Origin of the sequence: Achromobacter sp. JD-1 (genome assembly GCF_038594925.1) — a bacterium.
Taxonomy (GTDB): domain Bacteria; phylum Pseudomonadota; class Gammaproteobacteria; order Burkholderiales; family Burkholderiaceae_B; genus Achromobacter; species Achromobacter spanius_C.
Window position 1 is genome coordinate 21,888 of record NZ_JBCGCS010000007.1, and the last position, 26,432, is coordinate 48,319.

The following is a 26,432-nucleotide window of genomic DNA, read 5'->3' on the forward strand; positions in this document are numbered from 1 at the left end:
CCTATACAGGCCGGTGCTGCGTGCCGGCGCCCATTGTGATGTGCAGCATGCGACAGGGCTCCATGACCTTGACGGTATGCCACACGCCCTTGGGGATCACATAGGCGTCGTCCGCCAGCATCTTTACAACCTGATTGCCCGTCGGCCATTCCAGATGCAACTCCGCAGCGCCCGACATCAGGCGCACGATCTCGTCGGCCTCGGGGTGCATTTCCCACTGCGGCCAGTCATTGGCGAAGGTGTATTCGGACACCAGCCAGCCCCGGCCAAATTTGTCCAGCTCGTCAGGCGACTGCGACCAGAACGCATCCCCGCCATTGACCGTTGAAGCGGCGCCGGTGGCGTCCAGCAAAACATAGTGCGATGACAGATCAAGAGCCATGGTTCGAATCCTTAGGCAAGAGGGGCGTGTGGTCATTCTTCAAGGCACGATCCAGCGTGGACCCTGATCGGGCCAGATTTGACCCGATCGGGCCAATTTTGACCCGCCACAAGCCATTGATTCAATAGCGATATTTTTTAATCGGGTCAAAACTGGCCCGTTTTCTGGTGAAAAACGGCGGTTTCGCGGGGATTCGGATCTGAGAGTTCCGTCGTAAGTGTCTTAGTGGTATGGCAAGCCATTGATTTCATGGAGGTTATTGACCGAACGTGATGCATGGCATGGATGTTGCATTAGTCCGGCTAGCGCCTCGTTCGAGAGGCAACCCGGCCGCCACGGCCGACACGACGACGGAGCCCGTCATGCCCACCCTCACAACGTTTTGCATTGCCAGCAAAACCCTTGGCCGTCGAGTGTTCGCATGACGCTCAGCCAAACGCTTATCGACCTCGTGGAAGAAACCTTGCCGCTGCCAGCCGGTAGTTGCAACGCCTGCGAACGCAACGGCGTACCGATTCTGCTGCTGCGCCCGGCGGCGGTGGGCAAGAGTCCGTTCTTGCGCGCAAGGGGTGCGCTGACGCATCCTGGTCTGCAAGAATCGCTGCGCATCATGCGCAAGGGCTATGTGTATGTGCTGCTGGACCGCAGGGTATGGCACGCCTATCAAGTGACCGATGCGGGCCATATGCGGCATTTCAATCCTTACGAGATGGCGCGCGCCGAGCCTGCTCCATTGGCCGAGCGCTGCGTTCAGGCAGCGCACGACCTGCCCGCGTCGTTCATCGGTATCGACATTGATCAGTACAAGCTGGCCTGGATCGCATACTCGCAAGACCCTTGGCCGACGGACGTGTTGGATGCGTACAAGTCAGGCAAGGGTTTGAATGCCAATTACCCGCAACGGTTTGTCATCGTGGATCTGCCCAAGCTGCGGGACGATCCCACGGCGGGTGGCACCGCGCTGGCGCTGGAACATCAGCATCCGTTGAACAAACACGTGGCGGAGTATGTCAGCGGTGTCGATGACTTCGGCAGTGTTCACGGCTGGTCATCGCGCGTGGCGCAAGCCACGGGCATGCGGAACTATCTAACGCTGATGGAACGGCAGCATCGCTTACCGAAAGGTGTGAGCGGGCTGGTCCTGCCCGACCCGATAGGCATGGCCGAAGAGCTCAACAACGTCCGCTTGGCCGCCTACACGCAGAAGCGATTGTGGTCCGAAGAGCCGGAACGACGTTACGCGTATCTGACCTCGCAATGCCTGCTGGCGATTCAACAGATGTACGCCGTGCAGGCCGACGCCGAGACGATGGATAGCCCTACGCCCTTGCTTGCCATCATGCCCAGCGAGTCCGGCACGCCGCCCGTGTTCCGGGACCCCGCGCGTGAACGGCAAGAACGTGTGCAAGCCAAGATCACCGATCGCGTTGAACGATTGAAAGAACGTTACTGGGAAACCAATCCCCCCGCTGAGCCGCGCCGCCATGGCCGGGCGAGCTTTCAGGCGCGGTATGACCGGGACATCAAGCGGTTTGAAAAAGATATCGATGCGTATGGCAAGGATTGGGCGCAGGTGGTGGGCAGCGCGGCGTGGAAGCGCATCGTGGCAATGGATTATTCCGATACCGATGAACGGTCGCGTCTGCTGCGCTTGATTACGGTTGGTGCGTGTTTGGACGGTGGGATCACGGATGCGATGCCCGCGTCCGATGCCGTGTCGGCGGAACCCGAAACGCTGGGGCCCACCGGCACGGCGTGGCGGTCGTTGCTAAGCGATCCGAACAGCGCTGCCTATATCGCCTTGAACGGCCATCGGACCGATTTGCAAACCACCTTTATCCCTCTGTTTGGCGCCGGGGCGGTTGCCAACGACGCTGGGAAAAAATACTTCGACGCCGTCAAAAGCATCATCAGCAGCAAAGAAATCGGTGCATGGCGAGAAGGCCGCGCGGCAGACGCCGCCGACCAACTTCTGACGGCCATGCACGGCGCCAGCAAGCGCCTGAATCAACACTTGAGCGCCAGTTCCAAAGCCGCCGTCGATGCGGTTCACGTGGGCGGTGCGTGGCTGTACCGCAAGGCTCAGATGACACAGGTCGTCATTCAACTCACGGTGGGGGAATTGCTGTCCATTTGCGCGGAAGAACTGCAACGCGCCGGCGAGTCCCTGCAACAAGACGCCAGCCGGCGCGTACGCGCGTTTGTGTTCACAGGCTTGATCAGCATCCCGGACCCAGCGGTGCGCAATACGCTGATTGACGTGACGCTGTGGATGGAAGGCAGCGCGGAAGACATCCGGAAGCGAATCAACGCCTTTGAGAAAGTAGCCGGTGATCAAGTAGGAAATGTGGCGCGCCAGGTGGAAGGAGTAGTCCGCCAAGCAGAAGAGGCGGCGCGCAAGGTGTCGAACGGCGCAATGCGAAAGATCTCGGTCGGTATGAAGAACCTGGAAGTCCCGGCTGCGCAACTGCTGAAAGGCCTGGAACTAAGCGCGGCGCATGCGCAGGAGTTCGCGAAGAATGGGCTGACGAGCTTGAAGCGCTTGTCGGTCGGGTCGGGCTATGGCGCGCTATCGCTGCTTAGCTTGTACTTCCTGCATGACAGTGTGCGAACCACTCTGGATGCGGCGCGGGAGACCGTTGGTGCACGTCATCCGGAAGCGATGGCCGCGTTGTATGGGGCAGGGGTGGCGGACGGGGTGGGGAGTTTTGCGGCGGCGAATCGCGCTGAGGCCGAGGGAGATGCTAGCGCTCCATTTGCGTATCGGCTTAGCGGCTTCCTCGCTACCGGCGGTGCCATTTTTAGCGGGTTAGGCGCGGTAGCGGGCGGCGCATTGTTAGGGCCCCTAGGTATCGGCATTGCATTAGGAATAGCCGCATTTTTGATCGGGAAAATCGCCAAGAAGCTGGAGTCAGATAGTTTGGAACTATGGACTCGTCGCTCCTACTTCGGTAGGGCCGAGCAAGAGCGTCGCTGGGCGACTGCCGATCAAATGGATGCGGCAATGTCAGCACTGAATGCTGCGTTCATCGGCATGGACGCGACCCTAGGCTTTCATTCCGCCAAGCGCGCAATGGATGCCGATACGCTTTTGACGGCGGATATTTTGGAGATTAAGGCAACGGGTGGAATCGAATCGGGAACAGAACTTGGCTATCGAATCGTGCTCCCCGGCTTCGATCCTTCGAGGTCGAGCTTCGAATTCAAGCTTCTTTTGAAACGGTTTGGCATCGAACGAAGCGGTCGACGTCTTCCCACGTTGTCGGAAGGGGTTCTGGCCTCCATGCATCACAACAGCGGGCATGGAGCTCCCGGCCTGGAGGTGTTTAGACATCTGACTGTGAATCATCAGTGCTTGCCGACCCGAGAGTCTCCCATCTTGAGTTGTCGATACTGGCTGGGGCCGTTGCACAGCATTAAGAGCGCCACGATTGAGATCACCTTTTGGCCCGACAAGGACGACCTTACCGGCTACGCCCGCATCAACATGACAGAGGAAGCGTAGTGGCCCGATCAAAACTCAATCCGCCCTGCGCTGGGTGGCGAAGGGATTTGTCAGGACCGGAGGATCCAGCAGCGGTCATGCCGAGCCTGTGTGAGGATGCGGCCAATCATGTTGATGAGATATTCATGGAGTTGTCTCGACGATCTTCGAGCATACGTGGTCTCCTTCTTTTAGCTATTCCGTATACGGCTTACTTGGCAATTTTCGGGGCGCCCGAAATTTTTTTCCAGCTTCTGGGAGGAGGCGACGAAAGGTTCACAGCTACGGAGCTTTTACTGATGTTCGTAGCCCTATTCACGACGGCGCTTTTTGCGTGGTTGAGTGTGCTGCTCTATCGAATCGAAGTAACGCAGCCACGCGACCTCCCCATCCGCTTCAACCGCGCCCGCCGCCGCATCTACGTCTACGGCTTCCACATGGTCTGGTGGAACCCGTTCACCCGCTGGTACGTCACCACCGCCAGCTACCCCTGGGACGATGCCCGCGCGGAAGTCTGGGAGCAATGGGGCGTCACCTCCGGCGGTGGCTTGTTGATCAAGTGGGGCGTGTCCCTCGCCATCGTCAAACCCAACACCAACGATGTCATCGAACGCTTCCACCTCAGCACCTACAACCAAGACCTGGACAACCTCTGGGCTTACGTCTGCACCTATATGCAACGAGGCCCGCAAGCCTTGCCGCCGTGCGACATCGAACCGCGCGATGCGAACGATGTGCCGGCGTACAACCTGGCGTTGCGGTGGGCGCCTCGGGTGGTTTGGCCAAAGGCGATGGACGCTGAGTCCCGCAGCGCGCCCTGACGGCATTGCAGGGTTACACCCGTCTCTTCGAAGCGATATCATGTCGCCCATCAGCAATCACCACGGGAAAGGCGATGAGCCAGGGGTTCGATGGGGTCAGACCCGCGTCGGAATCGTCGATCGAGATCGGCTTTTTCTATGAAGGCCGGCATTGTGTCGAGCGCATCCGCGTCAAGCCCACGGCCGCCAACCTCAAGCGCGCCGCCGATCGGCGGGCTGCCATTCTTGAAGCCATCGCCCGCGGCGATTTCGATTACCACGCCGAGTTTCCCAAACGCGGCGCGCCGCCCACGCCATCACAGGGTTCCGCATGACTAGCAACAAGCCCTTGGAAGTCAATGTTCTGACGCCCGACGCCTTTACGCCTTACGGTTGGATGTTGGGCAAGCCGATGCCGGACGGCAATGGCGTGCCGCTGTTCTCGAACCCTGCCACCGACTTTTGGCAGGAGCACGTGTTCAACACCGGTGCGGGCGGCGATGCCGAACTGTTGTGGGTGAACTACCGCAGCCCGTCCACGGAAATCGCCAGCCTGGAAAAGCACTTGCTGACGCAGCAGGCCATCGTGCCGCTGACCGGCACCATCATTCAGGTGGTGGCGCAAAGCAATCCTGACGGCAGCCCCGACCTGGCTACGCTTGCCGCCTTTCGTGTACCGCAAGGGCAGGGCATCTGCATGCGGCCAGGGTGCTGGCATGCCACGCGCGTGGCGGATGCCGAAGTCACCTGCCTGATGCTGACCCGCCGTTCCACCACGGTGGACCTGATTCAGCACCTGAACACCGACGCGCGCGCCACCGAAAGCGCCATCGTGGCGATCACGGCCAGGCAACTGGAAAGCCTGGAGGATCGGGAGCAGGCAGTCGACGCCTGATCGCGGTGGCCCGGGGGGGCGGATCAACTCGGCGCGGATCGACGCGAAATATGCCAGAATCGCCTGCGGAATTGCTGTCTTTGACCGCGACCCTGCCGCCAACCGGGCGGTGCCAACAACATGCAGGTGTTGGAGCAAATTATGCGCGATCGTCAACGTAGCACCGGGTTTGCGTCCACGGCGCTGCGCCGCCTTGCGGGCCTGTTGGCCGCTGCCGCGCTTAGCGTAAACCTGGCGGGTTGCAGCTTCACGTCGTCCGATGAAGCGACCGGTTCGCAATCCGTTGGCATCAACGGCGTCACCGCGCAGCAGGCGCGCAGCATCGCCAGCGAAGCGTATCTGTATGGCACGCCCATGGTGGCCAGCTACCAGACCATGGTGGCCTTCAACCTGGACAAGGCCAACCCGCAATACAAAGGCCCGCCCAACACCTTCAGCCATATCGCACGCGTCTTCACACCCGCGGACACCGCGTTTGTCACGCCAAATGCGGACACGCCCTATTCCTTCGCCATGCTGGACCTGCGCGCCGAACCTGTCGTGATCAGCGTGCCGCCTATCGAGAAGCGGCGCTACTTTGTCCTGCAATTGATGGACCTGTACACCTACAACTTCGCCTATATCGGCAGCCGCGAAACCGGCAACGGCGGCGGCAGCTTCCTGGTGGTGGGGCCACGTTGGGACGGCAAGGTGCCGCGCGGCATCAGCAAAGTATTCAAATCGGAAACCGAATTGGTCAACGTGGTGGGCCGCACGCAATTGTTCAATGCGGCTGACCTGGACAACGTCAAGCGCATCCAGGCTCGCTACAAGATTCAGCCCTTGTCTTCCTTTACCAAAAGCCGCCCGCCGCCCGCGCCCACGGCGATCGACTGGATTGCGCCCGTGCCGCCGCAGCAGATGCGCACATCGCTGGAGTTCTATAACCAGTTGGCCTTTCTGTTGCAGTTTGCGCCCACGCATCCCACCGAGAAATGGCTGCGCGAACGGTTTGCCAGCATCGGCATCAAACCCGGCCAACCCTATCCCGTTGACCAGTTGGACCCGCGCCTGCGCCGCGCCTTGCAGGAAGGCATGCATACGGCGCAAAACGATATCGACAAGAACCGCGCGGCGCTGGGCGGCAAGACCGATGGGCTGTTCGGCAGCCGCGCCACGCTCAAGAACAACTATCTGGCGCGCGCGACTGGCACGCAGATGGGCATCGGCGGCAATAGCCGCGACGAAGCGCTATCCCCCGTCCTGGAAAAAGACAGCAGGGGGCAGGAACTGGATGGCCGGTATGCGTACACGCTGCGTTTTGCGCCGCGCAGCCTGCCGCCGGTGACTGCGTTCTGGTCCATGACGATGTACCGGTTGCCCGAACAATTGCTGGCGCCCAACCCGATCGACCGGTACCTCATCAATTCCCCCATGCTGCCGTCGCTGAAAAAAGATCGCGATGGCGGGCTGACGATCTACATTCAGTCGCAATCACCGGGCAAGGGGAAGGAGTCCAATTGGCTGCCCGCGCCGCCTGGCCCGTTCATGGTGACTCTGCGTTACTACTGGCCCAAGGCCGCGCTGTTGGACGGCAAATGGGTCACGCCGGACATACAGCGGGTGGCGCAATAGCGGCATGAAACGCAACTTCAACATTCACGACCTGCGCATTTTCTATACGGTCGTCATGACCGGGTCCACGCGTCAGGCCGCGCAAGTCATGAGCCTGACGCAACCCGCGATCAGCCATGCGGTGTCGCGGCTGGAAACCGCCACGGGCGTGCAGTTGTTTGACCGGTCGCACAAGACCTTGCGACCCACCGAAGCCGGGCAATACCTGTATACCGAAGCCAAGTTCGTGCTGGACGAATTGGTACGCATCGACGAGGCGCTGCACAGCATTGAAAAGTTCGGCGGGCGCGGCTTGCGCGTGGCGTCGTCGCCCGCGTTGGCGCTGGTCTATGCGCCCGAAGCCGTGAAACGCCACCTGGACGAACACGGCAAACGGCCGTTTTCCATCGACGTGGAATCATCAGTGCAATGCATCAGCGCGGTGGAAACCATGCGGGCCGACTTCGGCCTGGGCGCAGTGGGCCGCGACAGTCCGCGCGTGAACTTCACGACGTTTTTGCGCACCGACGTCATGTTGATCGCGCACCGCGACCACCCCTTGGCGCGGCGCGACGTGGTGGCGGTGGCGGACATTCCGCCCGAATCTTTCGTCAAGCCGCTGTGGTCCGACTACGTGGTGGCGCAAGGCGACATTGCCGATTCCGATGCGCTGGACTCCGGCATGCAGGCGCACATGACGCTGGTGCCCGGCACGGTGCGCGCCGTGAAAGGCGTCAGCCTGGTCAACGCCATATCGGCGTCGGACATCGTGTCCGTCTACCCCGACATCGTCGCGGTGCCGCTGGCGTCAAGGCAGTGGTTTGAATTTGTGCTGATCACTCGCAAGGAAGCTCAGAACCAGGACCTGGCCGAGCGGCTGCTGGGCGCCTTGTACGCCACGGCCCAGGCGCGCCGCACCGGTGTTTTTGCGGACACGATCCAACTGATCGCCTAGCCCCCACGCCGGTGTTCCATCACGCGACGCGCGGGAAATCAATCGGCCGGTGGCTGCCAGGGTAAGGACTGCAGATCGCCGTCGATGCTGATCGCCTGGCCGCTGATCATCGCGCCAAACGGGCTGGCCAGGAACAGCGCCATGTTCGCGATGTCGGCGCCCTGTACAAACTGTCGCAGGCTGACGCCCGCCAATTCCAGCTTGGTTTCTTCTTCCACCGTCAGGCCCATCGCGCGTGCTCGCGCGGCGATCACGCGGTCGATACGCGGGCCGGCCACCAGCCCGGGCAGCAGGGCGTTGACGCGGATGCCGTAAACGCCCAGCTCCACCGCCAGCGAACGCGTCAGCCCCACCACGCCCCATTTCGAGGCGGAATAGGGCGTGCGCAAGGGTAGCCCCATGCGTCCTGCCACCGAACTGATGTTGATGATGGCGCCGCCGCCTGATGCGCGCAGCGCGGGCACGGCATGCCGCACCGTGTGGAATTGCGACGCCAGGTTGATGTCCAGCGTGGCGGCCAGTTCGTCCGGCTGGATGTCGGTGATGCGGGCGGTGGGGCCGGCGATACCGGCGTTGTTCACCAGCACGTCCAGGCCGCCCAGGTGCGCCAGCGCGGTTTCCATGTAGCGGTCGATGTCTTCGCGGCGGCTGACGTCGGCGCGGCTGTGGGCATGGCGGCATTCAAACAGCGCGCCTTCATCCACGTCGCACACATGGACGTGTGCGCCGCGCTCGGCAAAGGCGTCGGCCAGCGCTGCGCCAATGCCCGCCGCGCCAGCGGTAACGATGACGCGGCGGCCGCTCAGGTCCACCGGCAGGGCGGTCAGGTCTTGCGGGGGCATGCGGTTTCCTTCGGTGTAGTTGGACATCGTGGCTTCAACATCAGGGCTTCATCAACGAGCACTTCGATTCCTGCGGCGACGTGTAAATCTGATCGCCCGGGATCTTTGCGATCAGCTTGTAGTAGTCCCACGGGCCCTTGGATTCCGCCGGCTTCTTCACCTGCATCAAATACATATCGTGCACCAGCAGACCGTCCGCGCGCACCGTCGCGTTCTTTACGAAGAAGTCGTTCACCGGGTTGGCCTTCACCCACTTCATGATGGTCTCGCCGTCGGTCGTGCCGGTGGCCTTGACCGCGTTCAGGTAGGTGGTGGTGACGGAGTAGTCGCCCGCTTGCAGCATCGATGGCTTCTTCTTCATGCGCTCTTCAAAGCGTGCCGCCCACTTGCGCGACGCATCGTCCTGGTCCCAGTACCAGGCGGTGGTCAGGTACATGCCTTGCCCGGCCGCCAGGCCCAGTGCGTGGATGTCGGTGATCAACACCAGCAGGCCCGCGATCTTCATCGTGGGGGTCAGCCCGAATTCGGCCGCGGCCTTGACCGCGTTGCTGGTGTCGGCGGCCGAGTTGGCCAGGCCCAACACCGTGGCGCCCGATGCCTGCGCCTGCAGGATGTATGACGAGAAATCCGCCGCGTTCAGTGGATGGCGCACGCGACCCTTCACCTGGCCGCCGTTCGCTTGCACCACGGCCGAGGCATCGCGTTCCAGCGCGTGGCCGAATGCGTGGTCCACCGTCAGGAAGTACCAGTCCTTATTGCCTTCCTTAAGCATGGCGCGCGCCGTGCCGCGCGACAGCGATACCGTGTCGTACACGTAGTGAACCGTGTACGGCGTGCACTGCGCGTTGGTCAGTTCCGACGCGCCCGCGCTCACCACGAAGAACGGCGTCTTCTTTTCTTCGGCCACCTTCGCCATCGCCAGCGCGGCGGCCGAATTCGCGCCTGCGATCAACATGTCCACGCCGCGCTGGTCCAGCCATTCGCGTGCGCGCGACGACGCGATGTCGGCGCGGTTCTGGTGGTCTGCCACCAGCACTTCAATCTTCTTGCCGGCGATCTCGCCGCCCATGTCCGCCACCGCCATCTTGATGGCTTCGGCCCCGCCCGGGCCGTCGGCATCGGCCGACAGGCCCGACATATCGGTAATGAAGCCGATACGGATCACGTTGTCGTCCGCCACGGCTGCGCCGCCTATTGCCAGCAAGGCCGATGCCACTGCCGCGTTCAAGATTTTCTTCATGTTTGTCTCCCGCCTGGGGTTTGATTGTGGATGCCGTGCCGTCGTCAGAACGCGACGTTGTTCCGGCCTTTCAGTTGCAGAATCTCGCGCGCCTCGTCGGGCGTGGCGATGGTCAGCGACAAGTCCTCAAGAATGCGGCGGATGCGGCGCACCTGATCCGCATTCGACAGTGCCAGTTCGCCCGGGCCGTCCCACAAGGAATCTTCCAGCCCCACGCGTACAAATCCGCCCATCGTCGCCGCCATGGTGGCAAGCGTGGTCTGCTTGCGCCCCGCGGCCAGCACCGACCAGCGGTAGTCATCGCCAAACAGCCGGTCAGCCGTGCGGCGCATCATCATCACGTCTTCGGGATGCGTGCCGATACCGCCCCGGATGCCGAACACGGACTGGATCAAGAACGGCGGCTTCAACAGCCCCTTGTCCACAAAATGCGCCGCCGTGTACAGGTGCCCGATGTCATAGCACTCGATCTCGAAGCGCGTGCCGTCGTCATTGCACGACGACAGAATGTGCTCAATATCCTTGAACGTGTTCTTGAACACCAGGTCGTTGCTGCTTTCCAGATAGGGCCGTTCCCAGTCGTGCTTGAACTCTTTGAAGCGCTCCAGCAATTCGTACATGCCGAAATTCATCGAACCCATGTTCAGCGACGCAACCTCCGGCTTGAATTGCGCGGCCGGCAGCATGCGTTCGCTGACCGGCAGCACGGGTGAACCGCCCGTCGTGATATTGATGACCACATCGCTTTGCGCCTTGATGCGCGGCAGAAACTGCGCGTACAGCGCCGGGTCCTGCGTGGGCCTGCCTGTCTGCGGATCGCGCGCGTGCAGGTGCACGATGGCCGCGCCCGCCTCGGCGGCATCCAGCGCCGATTGCGCGATCTGGTCGGGGGTGACGGGTAGGTGGGGCGACATCGACGGCGTATGCACCGAACCGGTAATGGCGCACGTGATGATCACATTGCTCTTGGATTTTTTCATGGGCCTGGGATGTATGACGTTTTATCGTGGCCCCGGCTGTCTCCTCCGGGTGCGGCCCATTCTGTCGCAGGGCTTTGCCCTTGTCACCTGAACAGAAATTATCAACTGATAGGGTTTCCGGTGCTGCGGCGCAGCGTGCGCTGTACCCGCCCGCGTCGCCCAACCGGGGCCAGAAAAGTGCCGGGGAAACCCCACGCTGAAATACAATCGGCCGCTATGTCAGACCGCCCACACTCCGACTCCCAATCCCCAGGATTTACCCATGACTACGTGCTGGCCGTGGATTTGGGAGGCACCCGTTTTCGGGCGGCGCTGGTGGATGCGGACGGCGGCATTGCCCATGCCTGCGCCATCGACAGCCCGGCGGGCACGGCCCCGCACCCCGGCTGGGACGAGATCGACGCAGACGATTGGTGGCGCGGGCTGCAAACCCTGTGCGACACCCTGGCCCAGCAGGCAGGGGCCGGCTTTGACGCCATTGCCGCCGTTGCCATCTGCGGCGTTACCCGCACGCAAGTCTTCATCGACGCGCAAGGCGCCGCCATTCGACCCGCCATCACCTGGCGCGATACGCGCACGGCGGCGGACGTGGCGCACTGGTTGGCGCGTGCGCCTGCCGGCCACCCTGAAACCGCGCAGATCAACGCGTTCCACCCCTGGGCGCGGGTTGCGTGGCTGCTGTACGCCGAACCACAGCACGCAGCGCGCGTGCGCGTCGTGCTGGAACCGAAGGACTACCTGAATTTCCGCCTGACCGGCCGGGCCGCCAGCGACACGGTGTCGATGGCCAGGCTGGCGGCGGCGGGCAGCGCGCACGGGGCGCAAGCCGACCTGTTGACGGCCATGGGTGCCAACCCCGCCTGGGTGCCGCCGCTGTTGGACCCCTTGGCTGTTGTCGGCCCGGTGCAGGCGGGTCTGCCGGGTTCACTGGCGCGCTTGGCGGGACGCAGCGTGATCGCCTGCTCCAATGACACCTGGGCGGCCGTGGCGGGGCTGGGCGCCTTGCGGACGGGGTACGCGTACAACATCTCGGGCACCACTGAAGTGTTTGGCGCGGTTGGCGCGGAACCGGTGCAGGCAGCGGGCCTGATGACGGTGAACTGGGGCAACGGCAATCACCAGATCGGCGGTCCGGGCCAGAACGGCGCGGACACCGTCGCGTGGCTGCTGTCCTTGCTGGGCGGGGTGAGCCGGTTTGGCGCGTCGGACGCAGGCGGAGATGCGGGCGAACACACAGACAAACACGCAGGCGAACACGCAGGCGGCATGACCCGTGTCGGCCACGCCATGCACGTTTTGCTGGACGCGCCGCGTGACCCGCAGCCGGCCTTGTTCCTGCCCTATCTTCAAGGCGAACGCGTGCCTTACTGGGACCCGCAATTGCGCGGCGCCTTCCTCGGCTTGAACCGCCGTCATGGTCCCGGCGACCTGGCATGGGCGGTGCTGGAAGGCGTGGCCTTCTTGAACCGCACGGTGCTGGAACGCGCGGAAACCGCGTTGGGTGCGCCGGTTGCCGAAATTCGTTTTGGTGGCGGGGCGGCATCCAACCCGCACTGGTGCCAGGTCAAGGCCGATATCTGTGAACGCCCGGTCGTGGTCGGGCAGGCGGATCAGCCCGGAGTGATCGGCGCAGCCGCCGCCGCCTGGACCGCGCTGGGCCGCTACGCCAGCTTCGCACAGGCGCAGGACGCGCTTGCGCGACCCGCGCGCCGCTACGATCCCGACGCAACACGCCGCAACGCCTATCACCGTCTGTACGCCCAGTTTCGCGCCGCCGAAGCCGCCTTGACGCCGGTGTCGCACGCCTTGGCCAGCACGCGCTTGCCGTAAAAACCCTAAGTGCGTCACAACGGCAAAGCGGCCCTGTCCAGCACTGCGCGGGTATAAACTGCTACGCCATCAGGGCGCGAACGCCCGGCAGGTGGTGGATAACCCTTGCACTACAACGAACACCAACGCAGCAAGGGTTGAGTCGATGCGCGGCATCCTGGAAAAGTACGGCACGGCAATCGCAGGTTTGGCCCTGGTGGGCTTCTTCGCAATCGCCGCCCCTAATTTCGCGGCGCCCAATAATCTGTTGAACATCGCCAAGGAAACCAGCTTCCTGGCCATCATCGCCATCGGTTTCACGCTGGCGCTGGTAACGGCCGAACTGGACCTGTCGGTGGCCGACGTCGCCAGCCTGGCCGCGGTCGTCACGGGCGCGATGGTGCATACGGGCCAACCGGTCGTGGTCGCCATCGCGGCGGGCCTGGGAGTCGGCCTGCTGTGCGGGCTGGCCAATGGCATCGCGGTGACGCGCCTGCGGGTTCCGTCGCTGATTGCCACCTTGGGCATGGCCGCCATGGCGCGGGGCTTCGCCTTCATGCTGACCGATGGCGTGTCCTACGTGGGCCGCTGGCCTACCGCCTTTACCGACCTGGCCCGCGCCAAGCCTTTCGGCATCCCGGCGCTGGTGCTGTGGATGTTGGGCATCGTGCTCGTCGCGTATTTCCTCATCAAGTGGACGCGTACCGGCGCCCGCATGACGGCAACGGGCGAAGCCGGAGAATCCGCGCGCCTGGCCGGCATCAACATCCGCGCCATGAAAAGCATCGGGCTGGCGCTGTCGGGTGTATGCGCCGGCATCGCCGCCGTGTTGCTGACGTCCAGCCTGTCGTCCGCCGCGCCCAACATGGCCGGTGACTACTTCCTGTACGCCATCGCGGCCGTGCTGCTGGGCATGACGATGTTCAACCCCGGCCACGCCAATATCGTCGGCACGCTGGTGGCCGCCTTGATCCTGAAGGTGCTGGGCAATGGCCTTGTCCTGATGGGCGCGCCGTACTACGTGCAGGACATCGTACTGGGCTTCATCATGATTGCATCCGTTGCGGTGTCGTCGGCCGTGCTGAAGAAAGCGGCGTTCAAATTCTGATCCAAAGGGGAAACCACCATGAAGCAATTGATCAAGCGCACCTTGCTGGCCAGCGCCTTCGCCGTGCAGGCGCTGGCGGCAAGCGCCGCCCACGCCTTTGACGTTGGCATCGTCGCTTTTCAGATGTCGTCCGAAACGCACGCCCGCGTGGCCAACGCCGCCGCGCAGGCCGCGCGCGCCAAAGGCTGGACCGTCACGCAACTGAACGCCGAAGGCTCGCTGCCCAAGCTGGCCGAGCAACTGGACACGCTGGTCAACAAGAAGGTCGACGCCATCGTCATCGCGATGGGCAAGCCGGTGGAAACCGATGCCCAGTTGCAGGCCGCCAAAGAGAAGGGCATTCCGGTGGTGGGTGTGATGTCCGGCGCCAGCCCGCACATGCTGTTCGACGTGGAAGTCAACGAATACGCCACGGGCGCGCAGTCGGTCTTGTACCTGCTGGGCAAGATGGGCTATCAGGGCAACATCCTGTCGGCCCGCTTTGACGGCAATTCGGGCACGCGCATCCGCGGCAAGATGCTGGACGCGGTGCTGACGGAGAACACCGCCGTCAAAGACCTGGCCAAGTTCAGCATGGCCCGCACCCAAAGCTGGCGCGACGACGTGCGCAACGGCATGCAAGCCCTGTTCCTGCGCCACCAAGGCCAGTTCAAGGGCGTATGGGCATCGTTTGACGGGCAAGCCTATGTCATCGACGACCTGCTGCAATCGCAAGGCATGAAGAAGGGCGACATCACCTTGGTGTCGGTGGACGGTGGCCCCGAAACCTATCGCCGCATTGCTGATCCCAACAGCCTGATCACTGCCACGATGATGATTCCGTTCGAGCAACTGGGCACCAGCGCCATCGAGTCCATCGACCGCATCGTCGTCAAGAAGGAACCCAAAGAGAAGGTGGCCTCGGGCCCGTATCTGTTCATGGATTCCGTACTGGTCGATGCGTCCAACGTGCAGAAGTTTCTGCAACCCGCCGCGAAGTGAATGCGGGCCAGCGTGTAATCCCAGCCAGCATGACCCCGATGACCCCAGCCAGCATGCCCCCCATGACCGCCGCCTTGTCGCTACGCCAGATCCGCAAATCATACGGAGCCGTCGAGGCACTGAAAGGCGTGGACCTGGATGTGCCCGAAGGTAAGGTCATGGCCATCTGCGGCGACAACGGCGCGGGTAAATCCACGCTGATCCGCATTATCTCGGGCGCACAGGAACCCACGGGTGGCGAACTCAGCCTGAACGGCCGCGCTGTCGTCTTCCGCTCGCCGCACGACGCGCTGGTGCAGGGCATTGCCACCATCTACCAAGACCTGGCGCTGGCGCCCCGCCTGTCCATCTGGGAAAACGTCTTCATGGGCGCCGAATTAGTTCGGCGCGTGGGGCCGCTGCGCGTGCTGGACAAGCGCCGCATGGCCGAACAGGCGCGCGGCTATCTACAGCGTTTGTCGGTGCCCATCGACGACATGGATCGACCCGTCGAACGCATGTCGGGCGGCCAACGCCAGGCCGTCGCCATCGCCCGCGCGTTGCGCTGGGACGCCCGCGTGGTCATCATGGACGAACCCACCGCCGCCTTGGGCGTCAAGGAAACCGCCTTGGTCCTGAACCTGGTGCGCAAGCTGCGTGAAGAAGGACGCACGGTGATCCTGATCAGCCACAACATGGCCGACGTGGTCGCGCTGGCCGATCGGGTCGCCATCCTGAAAGGTGGCGTCAAGGTGATCGAACGCGATATCGCCGGCCTGGACGCCGACGCGCTGGCTCACCGGGTGATGACAGGCAAAGATTGATCGGCGCGGGGTCCCTGAACTCACGCATCAGACGCAAAAAGGCCGCAGCCGGGTTTCCCCTGGCGGCGGCCTCTTTGCATGTAGCGGCGGGACTTAGTCCTGGCGGCTGGTCACTTCAACCAGGTGATAACCGAACTGGGTCTTCACCGGGCCTTGAACTTCACCAACCGGCGCGCTGAACACGACGGTATCGAATTCCTTGACCATCTGGCCCGGGCCAAAGGTGCCCAGGTTGCCACCGTCACGGCTCGACGGGCAGCTGGAGTTTTCCTTGGCGACTTGAGCAAAGTCAGCGCCGTTTTCAATGGCGGTCTTGAGTTCGTTGCACTTGGCTTCGGTGGAAACGAGGATGTGACGGGCGGAGGCTTGTGCCATGAGGGCTCCTTGCGGAATAGATTGGGGAGGGGAGAGTAACGCATTTGGGCGTGCTCACTACGGTGCCATCATAAACTGGCTTTCAAGTCGGCCATGTTGCGGGCATTAACGTTCCGTTACGTCGCCTCTAGGTCAAAACTCCGCGCCGTCGCTTCGTTGATCTGTCGCTCATCCCTTCGCCGCTCCTTCATTCCGCCAACCACTCCCGAAACGCCTCCAGATCCACGCCGCTAGGCACATACCAAACCTTGCGCGTCTTATCCCATTGCGCCCCTAGCGCCTTCACCACATCCCGGTTCGCATACGCCACCTTCAAATCGCGATGCCCCACCGCCTTGACCGGCGCGGCCATGTTTCGGCGTAGCGCCGTATCCGCGCGCTTCTGCGTCGCCGCCAACTGCATCCGCGCGATGAACGCACTGCGGCGCGCGGCGTCTTCTGTTGACACCAAGGTCAGGCGCGACTTTGTCCGTGTTGCCGCCACATAGAACAAATTCTCTTCTTCCCCCGCTTTGCGCAGCGGATCGGGAAACGCGTCGGCGTCCATGAATGGCAGGATGACGTGTTCGAATTCCTTGCCTTTGACGTTCACGATGCAATCCATCTGGACCGTGTTCTTACCGGGCCGTGCGCCGACGAAGGCTTCTGCCGCGCCGATCCATTCCGAGAATTCACGCAGGGTCTTGCCCGACATCTTTGCCGAGGCGATGAAGCCGTTGACCGAGCGGGTGACGACGGACGCCTCGTAGGGATGCACGTACAGGCGCTTGGCGACCTTGTCCATGTCCATCAGGTCGCGCACGGATTCCAGCGCCAGGTAGGCGGGGGTGTCGGTGGACAGCTCGCGCAGTTGCTCCACGGCATCCGAGATGCGGGCGCGGGCGGCGGGGCTGCCGACGCGCTGGATCTGGCCGGTAAAAAAGTGCTTTAGCGCGGACGGTTCTTTCGCCAGCGTCGTCTGCGCCTCTTGCAGTTCCTTGGGCGTCAGCGGCACTTCGGCGAAGGTGGTCAGTGCGTCGACGATAGCCTCGCGCGTGGCGGGTGCGGCCACGTGGTGGAAGTCGTCCAGCGCAATGGCGAGCATGCCGCGCAGGAACAGGATTTCTTCGCGCAGCAGGTAGCTCTTCATCGTCGCCGTGCGGTAGGGCACGCCGGCGTTCATCAGGGCGTTTTCGATTTCGATGGACTGATGCGCGTCGCGCAGCAAGACGCAGCATTGGTTCAGCGGCTTGCGGCCCTGCTTCCATTGCAGGATGGCTTTGACGACCTGCGCGCCGCAGTCGCCCGGTGTGTCGGCGTAGGTGGCTTCGTGAATCTCGGTGCGCAGCGGCAGGTTGGAATCTACCGGTTTATTTTTGAAGGCTTCCATCGCGTAGGCCAGGTGCGGGCCATGGCGATAGGTCATCGTCAGCGGGAAGTTCGCGCAATCGGGGAAGCTTGCGCGGATGCGGGTTTGCAGGAAGGATTCGTCGGCGCCCAGGTGGGAATAGATCACCTGGTCTTTGTCGCCCACGCCCACGAAGTAGGTGACGTCCACGTTCAACAGCGCTTCGATAATGCAGAACGACGCTTCGTTGATGTCGTGCAATTCGTCGACGAGCACCAGCTTGTAGGGGGTCAGCACGTCGCGCGGGTCAGACGCGGATCGCAGCAGGCGCGCCAAGTCGTAAGTGGCGTCGAAAAAGCCCCGGGCGTCGACGTAGCCGAACACATCCACGCGCTGCTTTTCGTATTCAACGGCCCAGAGATAGTCGGTGATGGTCACGCCCGCGCTTTCTGCAATGAACAGCGCATCGGCTCCGTCATCCGGCGCGATCCGCATCGTGGCTTTGAGCTTCAGCAGGTTGTCCAGGAACTGACTGACGGCGGTGTTGTGGGTGCGGATGTCCAGCAGATCGGCGTATTGCGGGTTATTCGCCGCCACGTTTTCCAGCGCAAACAGCGCGTAGCTTTGTTGTTCGCGCGTGGACGGCAGGCTCTCGGGCTTGCCGTCTTCAACCTTGGCCAATACCCGCTGCGCGTATTCTTCAACCGTCAGCACGTTCACGCGCCGCGCCGTGCTGTAGGCGATGCCCACGTCCACCAAGCGCGTTTGCAGCACCTGGCGGGCTTCGTCGGTGAAGGTCAGCGCCAGGATGTCTTCGGGCGGCAGGCCGCGCGTCAGCGCTTCGCCGATGCGCAGGGCCAGTGTGGTGGTCTTGGCGGCGCCCGCGTTGGCGATGACTAGGCTGGTCCGGCTCCGCGAGGTCTGGATCCGGGTCTGTTCTTCGGTGGGAACGAAGCCGGCGGGAAAGAACTGGGGGGCAGGGGAGTTTGTGGTCATCTAGGCGGAAAAGGCGCGAGCAGGAATGTCGCAGGGGCAGCCGCCAGTGTACCGATTCCATCAGCCGGCCCGGCCAATGAAAACGGCCGGCCGGCGCATGAAGCGCCCGCCGGCCGTTCGGGCCGAAAAAAGGGGAGCAAGCCCGGAGTCAAGCGTGGGGTCGAATCCGGAGCCAGCCCAAGCCAATCAGCGCACCGGCCACCCATACATCAAGCCGCCATCGCGGTACGACGCGTTCAGGCCGCGCGACAGTTTCAGCGGGCTGCTGGGGCCCAGGTTCTTCTCAAAGCTCTCGCCGTAGTTGCCGATGTGCTTGATGATGTTGTAGGCCCATTTGTCGTCCACGCCCAGGTTCTTGCCCATGCCGGGCGTCACACCCAGCAGGCGCTGCACGTTGGGGTTGGTGCTTTTCAGCATGTCGTCCACGTTCTTGGACGTGATGCCGTATTCCTCGGCTTCCAGCATGGCGAACAGGGTCCAGCGCACCACGTTGAACCATTGCTCGTCGCCCTGGCGCACCATGGGGCCCAGCGGTTCCTTCGAGAAATTCTCGGGCAGGATGTCGTACTGGCCGGGGTTGTCCAGATTGCTGCGCGCGGCCGCCAGTTGCGACTTGTCGCCGGTGAAGGCATCGCAGCGTCCAACTGCAAACGCGCGGATGATCTCGTCCAGGCGCTCCACCACCACCGGCTTGAAGACGATGTTCTGCGAACGGAACCAGTCGGCCAGATTCAGTTCCGACGTCGTTCCCGGCTGCACGCACACGGTGGCGCCGTCCAGCTCCTTGGCGCTTTTCACGTTCAGGGACTTGTTCACCATGATGCCCTGGCTGTCGTAGAAGTTGACGCCCACGCCGATCAAGCCCAGCGTGGTGTCGCGGGTGAGCGATAGCGTGGTGTTGCGCGGCAGCACGTCGACTTCACCCGACTGCAAGGCGGTGAAGCGCTGCACCGCGCTGACGGCCATGATCTTGGCCTTGGCGGGGTCGCCGAACATGGTGATGGCCAGCGCGCGGCACAGGTCCACGTCCAGGCCGACCCAGCCGCCCTTGCTGTCATTGACCGAGAAGCCGGCCACGCCGGTCGAGACGCCGCACTGGACGAAGCCCTTGCTCTTGACGCTGTCGAACGTCACGCCGGCCGTGGCGGCCCAGGACGAAAGAAATAAGGCGGTGCCTGCCGCAACGTGTTTGAGTGCTTTCATGGTGTCTCCGCGCGATGGGCGCATAGGTATTCTGTCGGCCGGTAGGCCAAGGTGCGCGGAATGGTAGCCACGGCGCCTGGGCGGGAATATCAGGGAATTCCCGTTAAATCCACTGGGCGGAATTTTGGAGAGATAATCGCTGCCAGGCCGATAGAGGGGCGATGGATGAACAAGAAAGAGCAGGCAGAAAATACGGATGGCGGCGGCGAACGCCGGTCGAGCCGCGGCTTCGTCAAGCAGCAGGTGCAGGGCACCTGGCGTGAACTGATCCGCGTCAATGCCAGTGACCGACGCTGGGAGATGCCGCTGGCGGCGGCCCTGTCTTCCGGCCTGCCCTTGATGGTGGGTGCGTATTTTGGCCGCATGGATTATGGCCTGATGTCCAGCCTGGGCGGCATGGTGTTTCTTAGCCTGCCCAACGCGTCCTTGCAGCAACGGATGATGATGCTGCTGGCCGCGTCCTTTGGCATGGTGGCCTGCTATGCGGTCGGCGCGCTGACGCAGTTTTGGCCCACGGCCACGATCGCGGCGCTGACCCTGATCGCGATGCTGGTGAACATGGTGTGCCGCTGCTATCGGCTGGGGCCGCCGGGCAGCTTGTTCTTCATCATGGCAACCGCCATTGCCGCGTACACGCCCGGCAGCATCGAGGATGTGCCCATGCGGGTAGGCATGGTGGCGTTGGGTTGCCTGGTGGCCTGCCTGGTGGCGTTTGCGTATAGCCTGCACATGACGCGCGTGGCGCCGCCGCCGCCCGATACACCCTTGCCCAAACCCACGTTCGATTTTGTGGTGTATGACTCGGTCATCATCGGCCTGTTCGTCGGTATCTCTTTATTAGTGGCCGAATTGCTGCAACTGCCGCGTCCGTATTGGGTGCCGGTCAGTTGCCTGGCGATTATCCAGGGGGCAAGCCTTTGGGCGGCGTGGAACCGGCAACTGCACCGGATACTGGGTACGGCGCTGGGCTTGTGCGTGGCGTGGGCATTGTTGAGTTTGCCGCTGAACGTGTGGACGCTGGCCGCCGTCATGATGGCGCTGTCGTTTGGGATTGAGACCCTGGTGGTTCGGCACTATGCCAGCGCCGTGGCGCTGATCACCCCGTTGACCATCTTCCTGGCGGAAGCGCCGCATCTGGGGCAGGGCTATCCGGCGGAAGTGATCGAGGCGCGCTTTGTGGATACGGTGATTGGCGCGTTCATCGGCGTGCTGGGTGCGGTGCTGTTGCACAACCAGCGCATTCGGCCGCGATTAAGCCGATGGATGCGTGCGGTTTTGCCCAATCGTGTGAACTGAGCCAGTGAACTAGTCAGGCGAGCCGACTGGAGCCGCCACGCAATAAGGGCAATCCAAAGCGGGCTTGGCCGCTTGTGCCGGCATGCCTTCCAACGCCGCCGCATGCAAACACTCATGCGACAGCCATTGGCTCAGGCGGTCATAGCTTTCCATATTGCTGCGCCAGTTCGGCGCGCACAGGTAGTAACCCAGCGGGCTTTCAAACGTGCGGTCGAACACGTCCACCAACTGCCCCGTGGCCAATTCCTTTTCGATCAGGCAATGCGGCATCAAGGCCACGCCAAAGCCCGACGATGCGGCCTGGATAATCATCGAAAACAGATTGAACCCGGGGCCGAATCGCGCGCGGTCATAATCGCCGAGATAGGTGGAAAACCAATATTCCCAAGACAGCGGAATTTCAATGTGCTGTAGCAGGGTGCACTGTTTGATGTCTTCCAGGCTGGCGATGGGGTGCTGTTCCAGATACTCGCGGGAACACACCAAACGGGTTTCACGCCCGGTCAGATACTTGGCGTCGCCATCGTGCCAATCTCCGTAGCCATATTGAATGGAGGCATCGAAATCCAGTTCGGTGCTTTTGTAATCCGCCACGCTATAACGCACGAAGTTGATCGAGATATCGGGATTGAACTCGCGAAAGGTCTTCAAGCGGGGAAACAGCCACTGCGCGGCGAAGGTGGGCGCGGCCGATACGTTCAGCGATTTGGCGGACTGCTGCGTGGCCATGACTTGCGACGTGGCGCTTTCCAGCGTGTGCAGCGCGGGCCGGATCAGGCTGAGATAGGTGGCGCCCATGCGGGTCAGTTGCAGCCCGTTGGTGGCGCGGATGAACAGCGCGTGTCCCAGATAGCTTTCCAGCGTGGCGATGTGCCGGCTGATGGCGCTTTGCGTTACGAACAGTTCCTTGCCCGCCTTGGAAAACGACAAGTGGCGCGCCGCTGCGGTAAACGCATTCAATTCAGAAAGGGTGGGGCAGCGGCGTCTCATGGCGGGTAGCGGAATGCGGGGCGGCGGAGAATAAAACGGGGGGTATGAGTAAAGCTCATAAGGCTGTTCGAATTTGTGTCGAACGCCTAAGGGGAGACCCGGTATCGGACGTTTGGATTGTACCGGTAGAGTTCGCCATGCTGAATTTCCTGCATGTTGAACAGATAGCGTGATTTATTTATGAAGCCGGTTGTTGTTAAGAATTGCAAGATCTTGAATACCCGATCATTGGTCCTCGAAGACGCGGCCAATGTGCTGATCGAAGACGGAATGATCACTCGCATCAGCGCCGACGAGCTGAGCGTGCCGGACGCCGAGGTGGTGGACGCCAAGGGCATGACGCTGATGCCGGGCATGATCGACTGCCACGTCCACGTGGTGGCGTCGTCCTTCAACCTGGGCCGCGTGGCGGCCTTGCCGAATGCCCTGGCGCTGTTGCGCGCACTGCCCATCATGCAGGGCATGCTGGACCGGGGCTTCACCAGCGTGCGCGATGCCGGCGGGGCCGATTGGGCCTTGGCGCAAGCCGTGCTGGACGGTGTGATCGACGGCCCGCGCCTCTTCTGCGCGGGCAAGGCCCTGTCGCAGACGGGCGGCCATGGCGACTTCCGCCAGCGTAACGACGAACTGGACCCCTGCCCGTGCTCGGTCAAGATCGGCAACATCGGCCGCGTGGTGGATGGCGTGGACAACTGCCGTTTGGCGGTGCGCGAAGAAATCCTGAAGGGCGCGACGCAGATCAAGGTGATGGCGTCGGGCGGCGTGGCATCGCCCAATGATCCGATCCAGAACCTGGGCTTTTCCGAAGCCGAGCTGCGGGCCATTGTGGAAGAGGCCAGCAACGCAAACACCTATGTGATGGCGCATGCCTACACGCCGCGCGCGATCATGCGCGCCGTGCGCTGCGGCGTACGCACCATCGAACACGGCAACCTGGTCGACCGCGAGGCCGCCGAGGTGATGAAAGAACACGGCGCCTACATGGTGCCCACGCTGATCACCTACGAAGGGCTGGCCAACGACGGCGAACGCTATGGTTTGCCGCTGGACTCGGTGAAAAAGATTGCCACGGTGCGCACGCAAGGCCTGACGGCGCTTGAGATCCTGGACGACGTCGGCGTGAAGATGGGTTACGGCAGCGACCTGCTGGGCGAAACCCACTACATGCAAGCCGATGAACTGACCCTGCGCGCCCGCGTGCTGGGTAACGCCAAGGTGATTCAGCAGGCGACCTTGATCGGCGCCGAAATCCTGAACCAGCAAGGTCTGCTAGGCGAAGTGTGCGTGGGCGCGCATGCCGACCTGCTGCTGATCGACGGCAACCCGCTGGACGATATCTCGCTGTTGACCCAGCCCGACTCCATCAAGCTGATCATGAATCGCGGCTTGTTGCACAAGAACGCCTGCTGACGTTCTTTCACTCTTACTTCCGGAAATCTTCACCATGTATTCCGTATCGGATCGTCTGGAGCGGCTGCCGTTTTCCAGCTTCCATTTCAGGCTGCTATTGATCGGCGGCCTGGGCCTGGCGTTTGAAGCGCTGGACGCCGGCATCATCGCCTTCATCATTCCGTCGTTGCGCACGCAATGGGGCCTGTCCACCGGCCAGATCGGCTGGATCGCCAGCAGCACCTACGTGGGCTTTCTGGTGGGCGCGTTGTTCTCGGGCATTCTGGGCGACCGCTATGGTCGCAAGAAGATCATGATGTGGGCCTTGCTGCTGTTCTGCGTGGCCACTTTCATCAACGCCTTTGCCCGCAACTATCACGAGTTCTACATTCTGCGCATGATCGCGGGCATCGGCATGGGCGCGGAAGGCGCCATCATTGCGCCGTATCTGGCGGAGTTCGTCAGCAGCAAATACCGTGGCCGCTTCACGGGCGCGCTGGCGGGCTTCTTCTCGTTCGGCTTCGTGATGTCGGCGTTGCTGGGCTACTTCATCGTGCCGATGAGTGACGACGGCTGGCGCTGGATCATGATCATCGCGTCGGTGCCGGTGGTGTTCCTGCTGTGGTGGCGCAAGTCGTTGTTCGAATCGCCGCGTTGGTTGGAGCACACCGGCCAGACCGCCGAAGCCGACCGCATCTGCTCGGCCATTGAAGCCGAAGTGCAGCAGAAGCTGGGCCGCCCCTTGCCCAAGCCCGTTGCCACGCGCCGCGCCGCCACCGCCGCGGAAAACCCGCAAAGCGCGATGGAAAAGCTGACGTCCCTGTTTTCCAAAACCTATCTGGGCACGACGGTGCTGGTGTGGGTGTTCTGGATCACCGTGCTGTTTTGCTACTACGCTTTCCTGGTGTGGATTCCCAGCTTGCTGGTCGAGCGCGGCTTCACCATCACCAAGAGCTTTTCGTACACCATCCTGATCTACCTGTCGCAGATTCCCGGCTATTTCTCCGCCGCGTACTTCAACGACAAGATCGGCCGCAAGTACACGATTCTGGCGTACATGCTGTTGTCGTGCCTGTCGGCATTGGGCCTGGCGCTGGCCAGCGGCGAGCACCAGATCATCATGCTGAGCATGCTGTTGTCGTTCGGCATGAATGGCGTGATTGCCGGCCAGTACACCTACACCGCCGAAATCTATCCCACGTCGATCCGGGCAACCGGCATGGGCGCGGCATCGGCCTTTGCGCGGATTGGGTCGATTGCATCGCCCACAATCGTTGGCGTGGCGTATCCGGTGCTGGGTTTCGCGGGTGTGTTCGCCATGATGACTGCCATCTTGATGGTGGGCGGGCTGGGCATTCTGTTCTTCGGCAAGAACACGCGCGGCGTGGTGCTTGAGGCGATTCACTGATGACGCAAGCATCCACGTTGGCGCCTTGGGCGGCGCATGCGCGCGCCCTGGCGCAAGCCGGTGACCGCGCCGCGCAGTGGCAGGTGGTATCGGCCTTGCTGGAAGAGGCCTTCGGACACCAGCTATTCACCGCCTTGCTGTATCTGGAAGAACACCGGCTGATGAAGCGGTTGTACACCTCTGATGAAAGCGTCAGCCCGCTGGGCGGCTTCAAGGCCACGGGCAACGGGCCGTGGTCGCGCCATGTGCTGGAAGAAGGCCAGTTGTATGTGGCCAGCAATGAGGACGACGTGCGATCGGTGTTTTCCGAAGCACCGATGCTGATCGAGCGCGGGCTGCATTCCGCGTTCAACATTCCCGTGCGCTATCAGGGCCGGGTGATTGGATCGCTGAACCTGCTGGCCGGCCGAAAGGCCTATGACCACGCTGATCGGGACTTGGCGGCGTTGATTGCCGGGCTGTGCACGCCGGTCTTCATCGAGGAAATGCAGGATGCGCAAGCAGCGGCGGCAGCGGTGGACCGGGCGGGGCTGGATAGCGTCTAGGCGCTTTCCCGCACCAGCCGCGTCTTGCCGTCGGCGACGTTTTGCAGGGGTGGCTTGTCCACCCCATTTTTCGCGGCCACCACTTGGGCCATGATCGACAAGGCAATCTCGGCTGGCGTCTTGCTGCCGATGAAGACACCGGCGGGGCCGTGCAGCTTGTTCAGCTCGGCCTCGCTTAAATCGAAGTAATCACGCAAGCGCGCACGGCGCTTGTCGCTGTTCTTGCGGGACCCGATTGCGCCGATATAGAACGCATCGGACTGCAAGGCGTCAATCAGCGCCAGGTCATCCAGCTTGGGGTCATGCGTCAGGGCGACGACGGCGGTGCGTGCGTCGGGGCGCAGGCGCAGGATCAGGTCGTCGGGCATTTCGCGGGTGAACGTGATGCCGGCTTGTTCCCAATCTTCTTGTGCGCGTTGATCTTGATGCGATTCACGCGGGTCGCAGACGATGATTTCAAACCCCAGCGTCAAGGCGATCTGGCACAGATACCGGCTGGTGTCGCCCGCGCCAATCACGATCAGCCGCGCGGTGGGTCCGAAGCAGGTGATCAGCGTGGTGTCCGACAGCGTGGCGTCGGCCTGCCTGAACGCGCGGCCGGGCGGCTGCGCCTGCAACGTCACCTGCCCTGACGAAAGATCCAGCGTACGCGTCACACAACGACGCTGGATGCAGGCGTCCAGCAATTCAGCCAGCAGGCTATGCGCGTCGATGCACTCCATCACCAACTCAATCGTGCCGCCACACGGAATGCCGAAGCGCCGGGCGTCGTCGGCTTGAACGCCGTAGCGCAAGATTTCGGGCGCGCGCTTGCCGTGATGCAAATGCCGGATGCGTTCGGCCAGATCGTCTTCAATGCAGCCGCCCGACACGGACCCCGCCACCGCGCCTTGCGCGTTCATCGCCATGATGGAACCGACGGGGCGGGGAGACGAGCCCCAGGTGCACGCCACGGTGAATAAATACACCGGCATGCCGGCCTGATGCCAGTCAAGCGCTTGGCGCAGCACCAGGATATTGATGTCGGTCAT

Annotated in this window: 23 protein-coding genes; 14 read left to right on the forward strand and 9 right to left on the reverse strand. The window is 62.6% G+C overall.

The annotated features are described in order from the left end of the window. Window position 1 precedes the first annotated feature (1 nt). Window positions 2–382, reverse strand: a complete 381-nt coding sequence (locus WBR68_RS12745) for a cupin domain-containing protein (protein ID WP_230694420.1) — start codon at window positions 380–382, stop codon at window positions 2–4. Window positions 383–803: 421 nt separating this feature from the next. Between WBR68_RS12745 and WBR68_RS12750 the strand changes: the two genes are divergently transcribed. The 6 genes from WBR68_RS12750 to WBR68_RS12775 all read left to right on the forward strand — a co-directional run bounded on the left by WBR68_RS12750 (window position 804) and on the right by WBR68_RS12775 (window position 8,109). After that, a complete protein-coding gene (locus WBR68_RS12750) occupies window positions 804–3,887 on the forward strand; it encodes a T6SS effector BTH_I2691 family protein (RefSeq protein WP_230694421.1) in 3,084 nt (1,027 codons plus the stop codon). A gap of 278 nt (window positions 3,888–4,165) precedes the next feature. Further along, window positions 4,166–4,687: a DUF6708 domain-containing protein gene (locus WBR68_RS12755; RefSeq protein ID WP_230694422.1), complete on the forward strand. Its 522-nt coding sequence runs from the start codon at window positions 4,166–4,168 to the stop codon at window positions 4,685–4,687. Between the two features lie 74 nt (window positions 4,688–4,761). After that, window positions 4,762–5,001, forward strand: coding sequence for an Arm DNA-binding domain-containing protein (locus tag WBR68_RS12760; RefSeq protein ID WP_050445637.1), 240 nt, complete (start codon window positions 4,762–4,764; stop codon window positions 4,999–5,001). Beyond that, a complete protein-coding gene (locus tag WBR68_RS12765) occupies window positions 4,998–5,561 on the forward strand; it encodes an ureidoglycolate lyase (RefSeq protein WP_050445638.1) in 564 nt (187 codons plus the stop codon). Before WBR68_RS12760 ends, WBR68_RS12765 begins: the two co-directional genes overlap by 4 nt. Before the next feature lie 141 nt (window positions 5,562–5,702). Continuing rightward, window positions 5,703–7,175 (forward strand): DUF1254 domain-containing protein, encoded by a 1,473-nt coding sequence (locus tag WBR68_RS12770; RefSeq protein WP_230694423.1) that lies wholly within the window; start codon window positions 5,703–5,705, stop codon window positions 7,173–7,175. Window positions 7,176–7,179: 4 nt separating this feature from the next. Beyond that, entirely contained in the window at window positions 7,180–8,109 is a 930-nt protein-coding gene (locus WBR68_RS12775; RefSeq protein WP_050445640.1) for a LysR family transcriptional regulator, read from the forward strand. Between the two features lie 38 nt (window positions 8,110–8,147). Here the strand turns inward: WBR68_RS12775 and WBR68_RS12780 are convergent, their stop codons facing one another. The 3 genes from WBR68_RS12780 to WBR68_RS12790 are packed head-to-tail and all read right to left on the reverse strand — an operon-like array spanning window position 8,148 to window position 11,171. Then, window positions 8,148–8,951 (reverse strand): SDR family oxidoreductase, encoded by an 804-nt coding sequence (locus WBR68_RS12780; protein ID WP_230694424.1) that lies wholly within the window; start codon window positions 8,949–8,951, stop codon window positions 8,148–8,150. A 40-nt stretch (window positions 8,952–8,991) separates the two neighbouring features. Then, a complete protein-coding gene (locus WBR68_RS12785) occupies window positions 8,992–10,191 on the reverse strand; it encodes an ABC transporter substrate-binding protein (protein ID WP_050445641.1) in 1,200 nt (399 codons plus the stop codon). A gap of 44 nt (window positions 10,192–10,235) precedes the next feature. Further along, on the reverse strand, window positions 10,236–11,171 hold the full coding sequence (locus WBR68_RS12790; RefSeq protein WP_230694425.1) for a 3-keto-5-aminohexanoate cleavage protein: 936 nt from the start codon (window positions 11,169–11,171) through the stop codon (window positions 10,236–10,238). A 216-nt stretch (window positions 11,172–11,387) separates the two neighbouring features. Between WBR68_RS12790 and WBR68_RS12795 the strand changes: the two genes are divergently transcribed. From WBR68_RS12795 to WBR68_RS12810, 4 genes are all read left to right on the forward strand, one after another. Further along, window positions 11,388–13,001, forward strand: a complete 1,614-nt coding sequence (locus WBR68_RS12795; RefSeq protein WP_230694426.1) for a xylulokinase — start codon at window positions 11,388–11,390, stop codon at window positions 12,999–13,001. Window positions 13,002–13,146: 145 nt separating this feature from the next. Then, on the forward strand, window positions 13,147–14,088 hold the full coding sequence (locus tag WBR68_RS12800; protein WP_127185904.1) for an ABC transporter permease: 942 nt from the start codon (window positions 13,147–13,149) through the stop codon (window positions 14,086–14,088). Between the two features lie 18 nt (window positions 14,089–14,106). Further along, a complete protein-coding gene (locus WBR68_RS12805; RefSeq protein WP_050445645.1) occupies window positions 14,107–15,069 on the forward strand; it encodes a sugar ABC transporter substrate-binding protein in 963 nt (320 codons plus the stop codon). Between the two features lie 62 nt (window positions 15,070–15,131). Next, window positions 15,132–15,872, forward strand: coding sequence for an ATP-binding cassette domain-containing protein (locus tag WBR68_RS12810; protein WP_127185903.1), 741 nt, complete (start codon window positions 15,132–15,134; stop codon window positions 15,870–15,872). A gap of 93 nt (window positions 15,873–15,965) precedes the next feature. On the opposite strand, the gene WBR68_RS12815 is transcribed toward WBR68_RS12810, so the two are convergent. From WBR68_RS12815 to WBR68_RS12825, 3 genes are all read right to left on the reverse strand, one after another. Further along, window positions 15,966–16,247 (reverse strand): peptidylprolyl isomerase, encoded by a 282-nt coding sequence (locus WBR68_RS12815; RefSeq protein WP_050445647.1) that lies wholly within the window; start codon window positions 16,245–16,247, stop codon window positions 15,966–15,968. A gap of 187 nt (window positions 16,248–16,434) precedes the next feature. Beyond that, entirely contained in the window at window positions 16,435–18,570 is a 2,136-nt protein-coding gene (locus WBR68_RS12820; RefSeq protein WP_230694428.1) for an ATP-dependent helicase, read from the reverse strand. Window positions 18,571–18,756: 186 nt separating this feature from the next. Then, window positions 18,757–19,773: an amino acid ABC transporter substrate-binding protein gene (locus tag WBR68_RS12825; RefSeq protein WP_127185901.1), complete on the reverse strand. Its 1,017-nt coding sequence runs from the start codon at window positions 19,771–19,773 to the stop codon at window positions 18,757–18,759. A gap of 165 nt (window positions 19,774–19,938) precedes the next feature. Between WBR68_RS12825 and WBR68_RS12830 the strand changes: the two genes are divergently transcribed. Next, complete coding sequence (locus tag WBR68_RS12830) at window positions 19,939–21,069, forward strand: FUSC family protein (RefSeq protein WP_230694429.1); 1,131 nt, start codon at window positions 19,939–19,941, stop codon at window positions 21,067–21,069. Window positions 21,070–21,078: 9 nt separating this feature from the next. Here the strand turns inward: WBR68_RS12830 and WBR68_RS12835 are convergent, their stop codons facing one another. Next, window positions 21,079–22,029 (reverse strand): LysR substrate-binding domain-containing protein, encoded by a 951-nt coding sequence (locus WBR68_RS12835; RefSeq protein WP_230694551.1) that lies wholly within the window; start codon window positions 22,027–22,029, stop codon window positions 21,079–21,081. A 210-nt stretch (window positions 22,030–22,239) separates the two neighbouring features. Between WBR68_RS12835 and WBR68_RS12840 the strand changes: the two genes are divergently transcribed. Genes WBR68_RS12840 through WBR68_RS12850 form a run of 3 tightly spaced genes read left to right on the forward strand, consistent with a single transcriptional unit; the run spans window position 22,240 to window position 25,401 of the window. After that, a complete protein-coding gene (locus tag WBR68_RS12840) occupies window positions 22,240–23,469 on the forward strand; it encodes a metal-dependent hydrolase family protein (protein ID WP_230694430.1) in 1,230 nt (409 codons plus the stop codon). 34 nt (window positions 23,470–23,503) lie between these two features. Continuing rightward, window positions 23,504–24,856 carry an MFS transporter gene (locus WBR68_RS12845; RefSeq protein ID WP_050445653.1) on the forward strand — a complete coding sequence of 451 codons (1,353 nt, stop codon included), beginning with the start codon at window positions 23,504–23,506 and terminating at the stop codon, window positions 24,854–24,856. Then, window positions 24,856–25,401, forward strand: a complete 546-nt coding sequence (locus tag WBR68_RS12850) for a GAF domain-containing protein (protein ID WP_230694431.1) — start codon at window positions 24,856–24,858, stop codon at window positions 25,399–25,401. Before WBR68_RS12845 ends, WBR68_RS12850 begins: the two co-directional genes overlap by 1 nt. Here the strand turns inward: WBR68_RS12850 and WBR68_RS12855 are convergent. Beyond that, window positions 25,398–26,432: an XdhC family protein gene (locus WBR68_RS12855; protein WP_230694432.1), complete on the reverse strand. Its 1,035-nt coding sequence runs from the start codon at window positions 26,430–26,432 to the stop codon at window positions 25,398–25,400. The two genes, WBR68_RS12850 and WBR68_RS12855, sit on opposite strands and share 4 nt — an antisense overlap.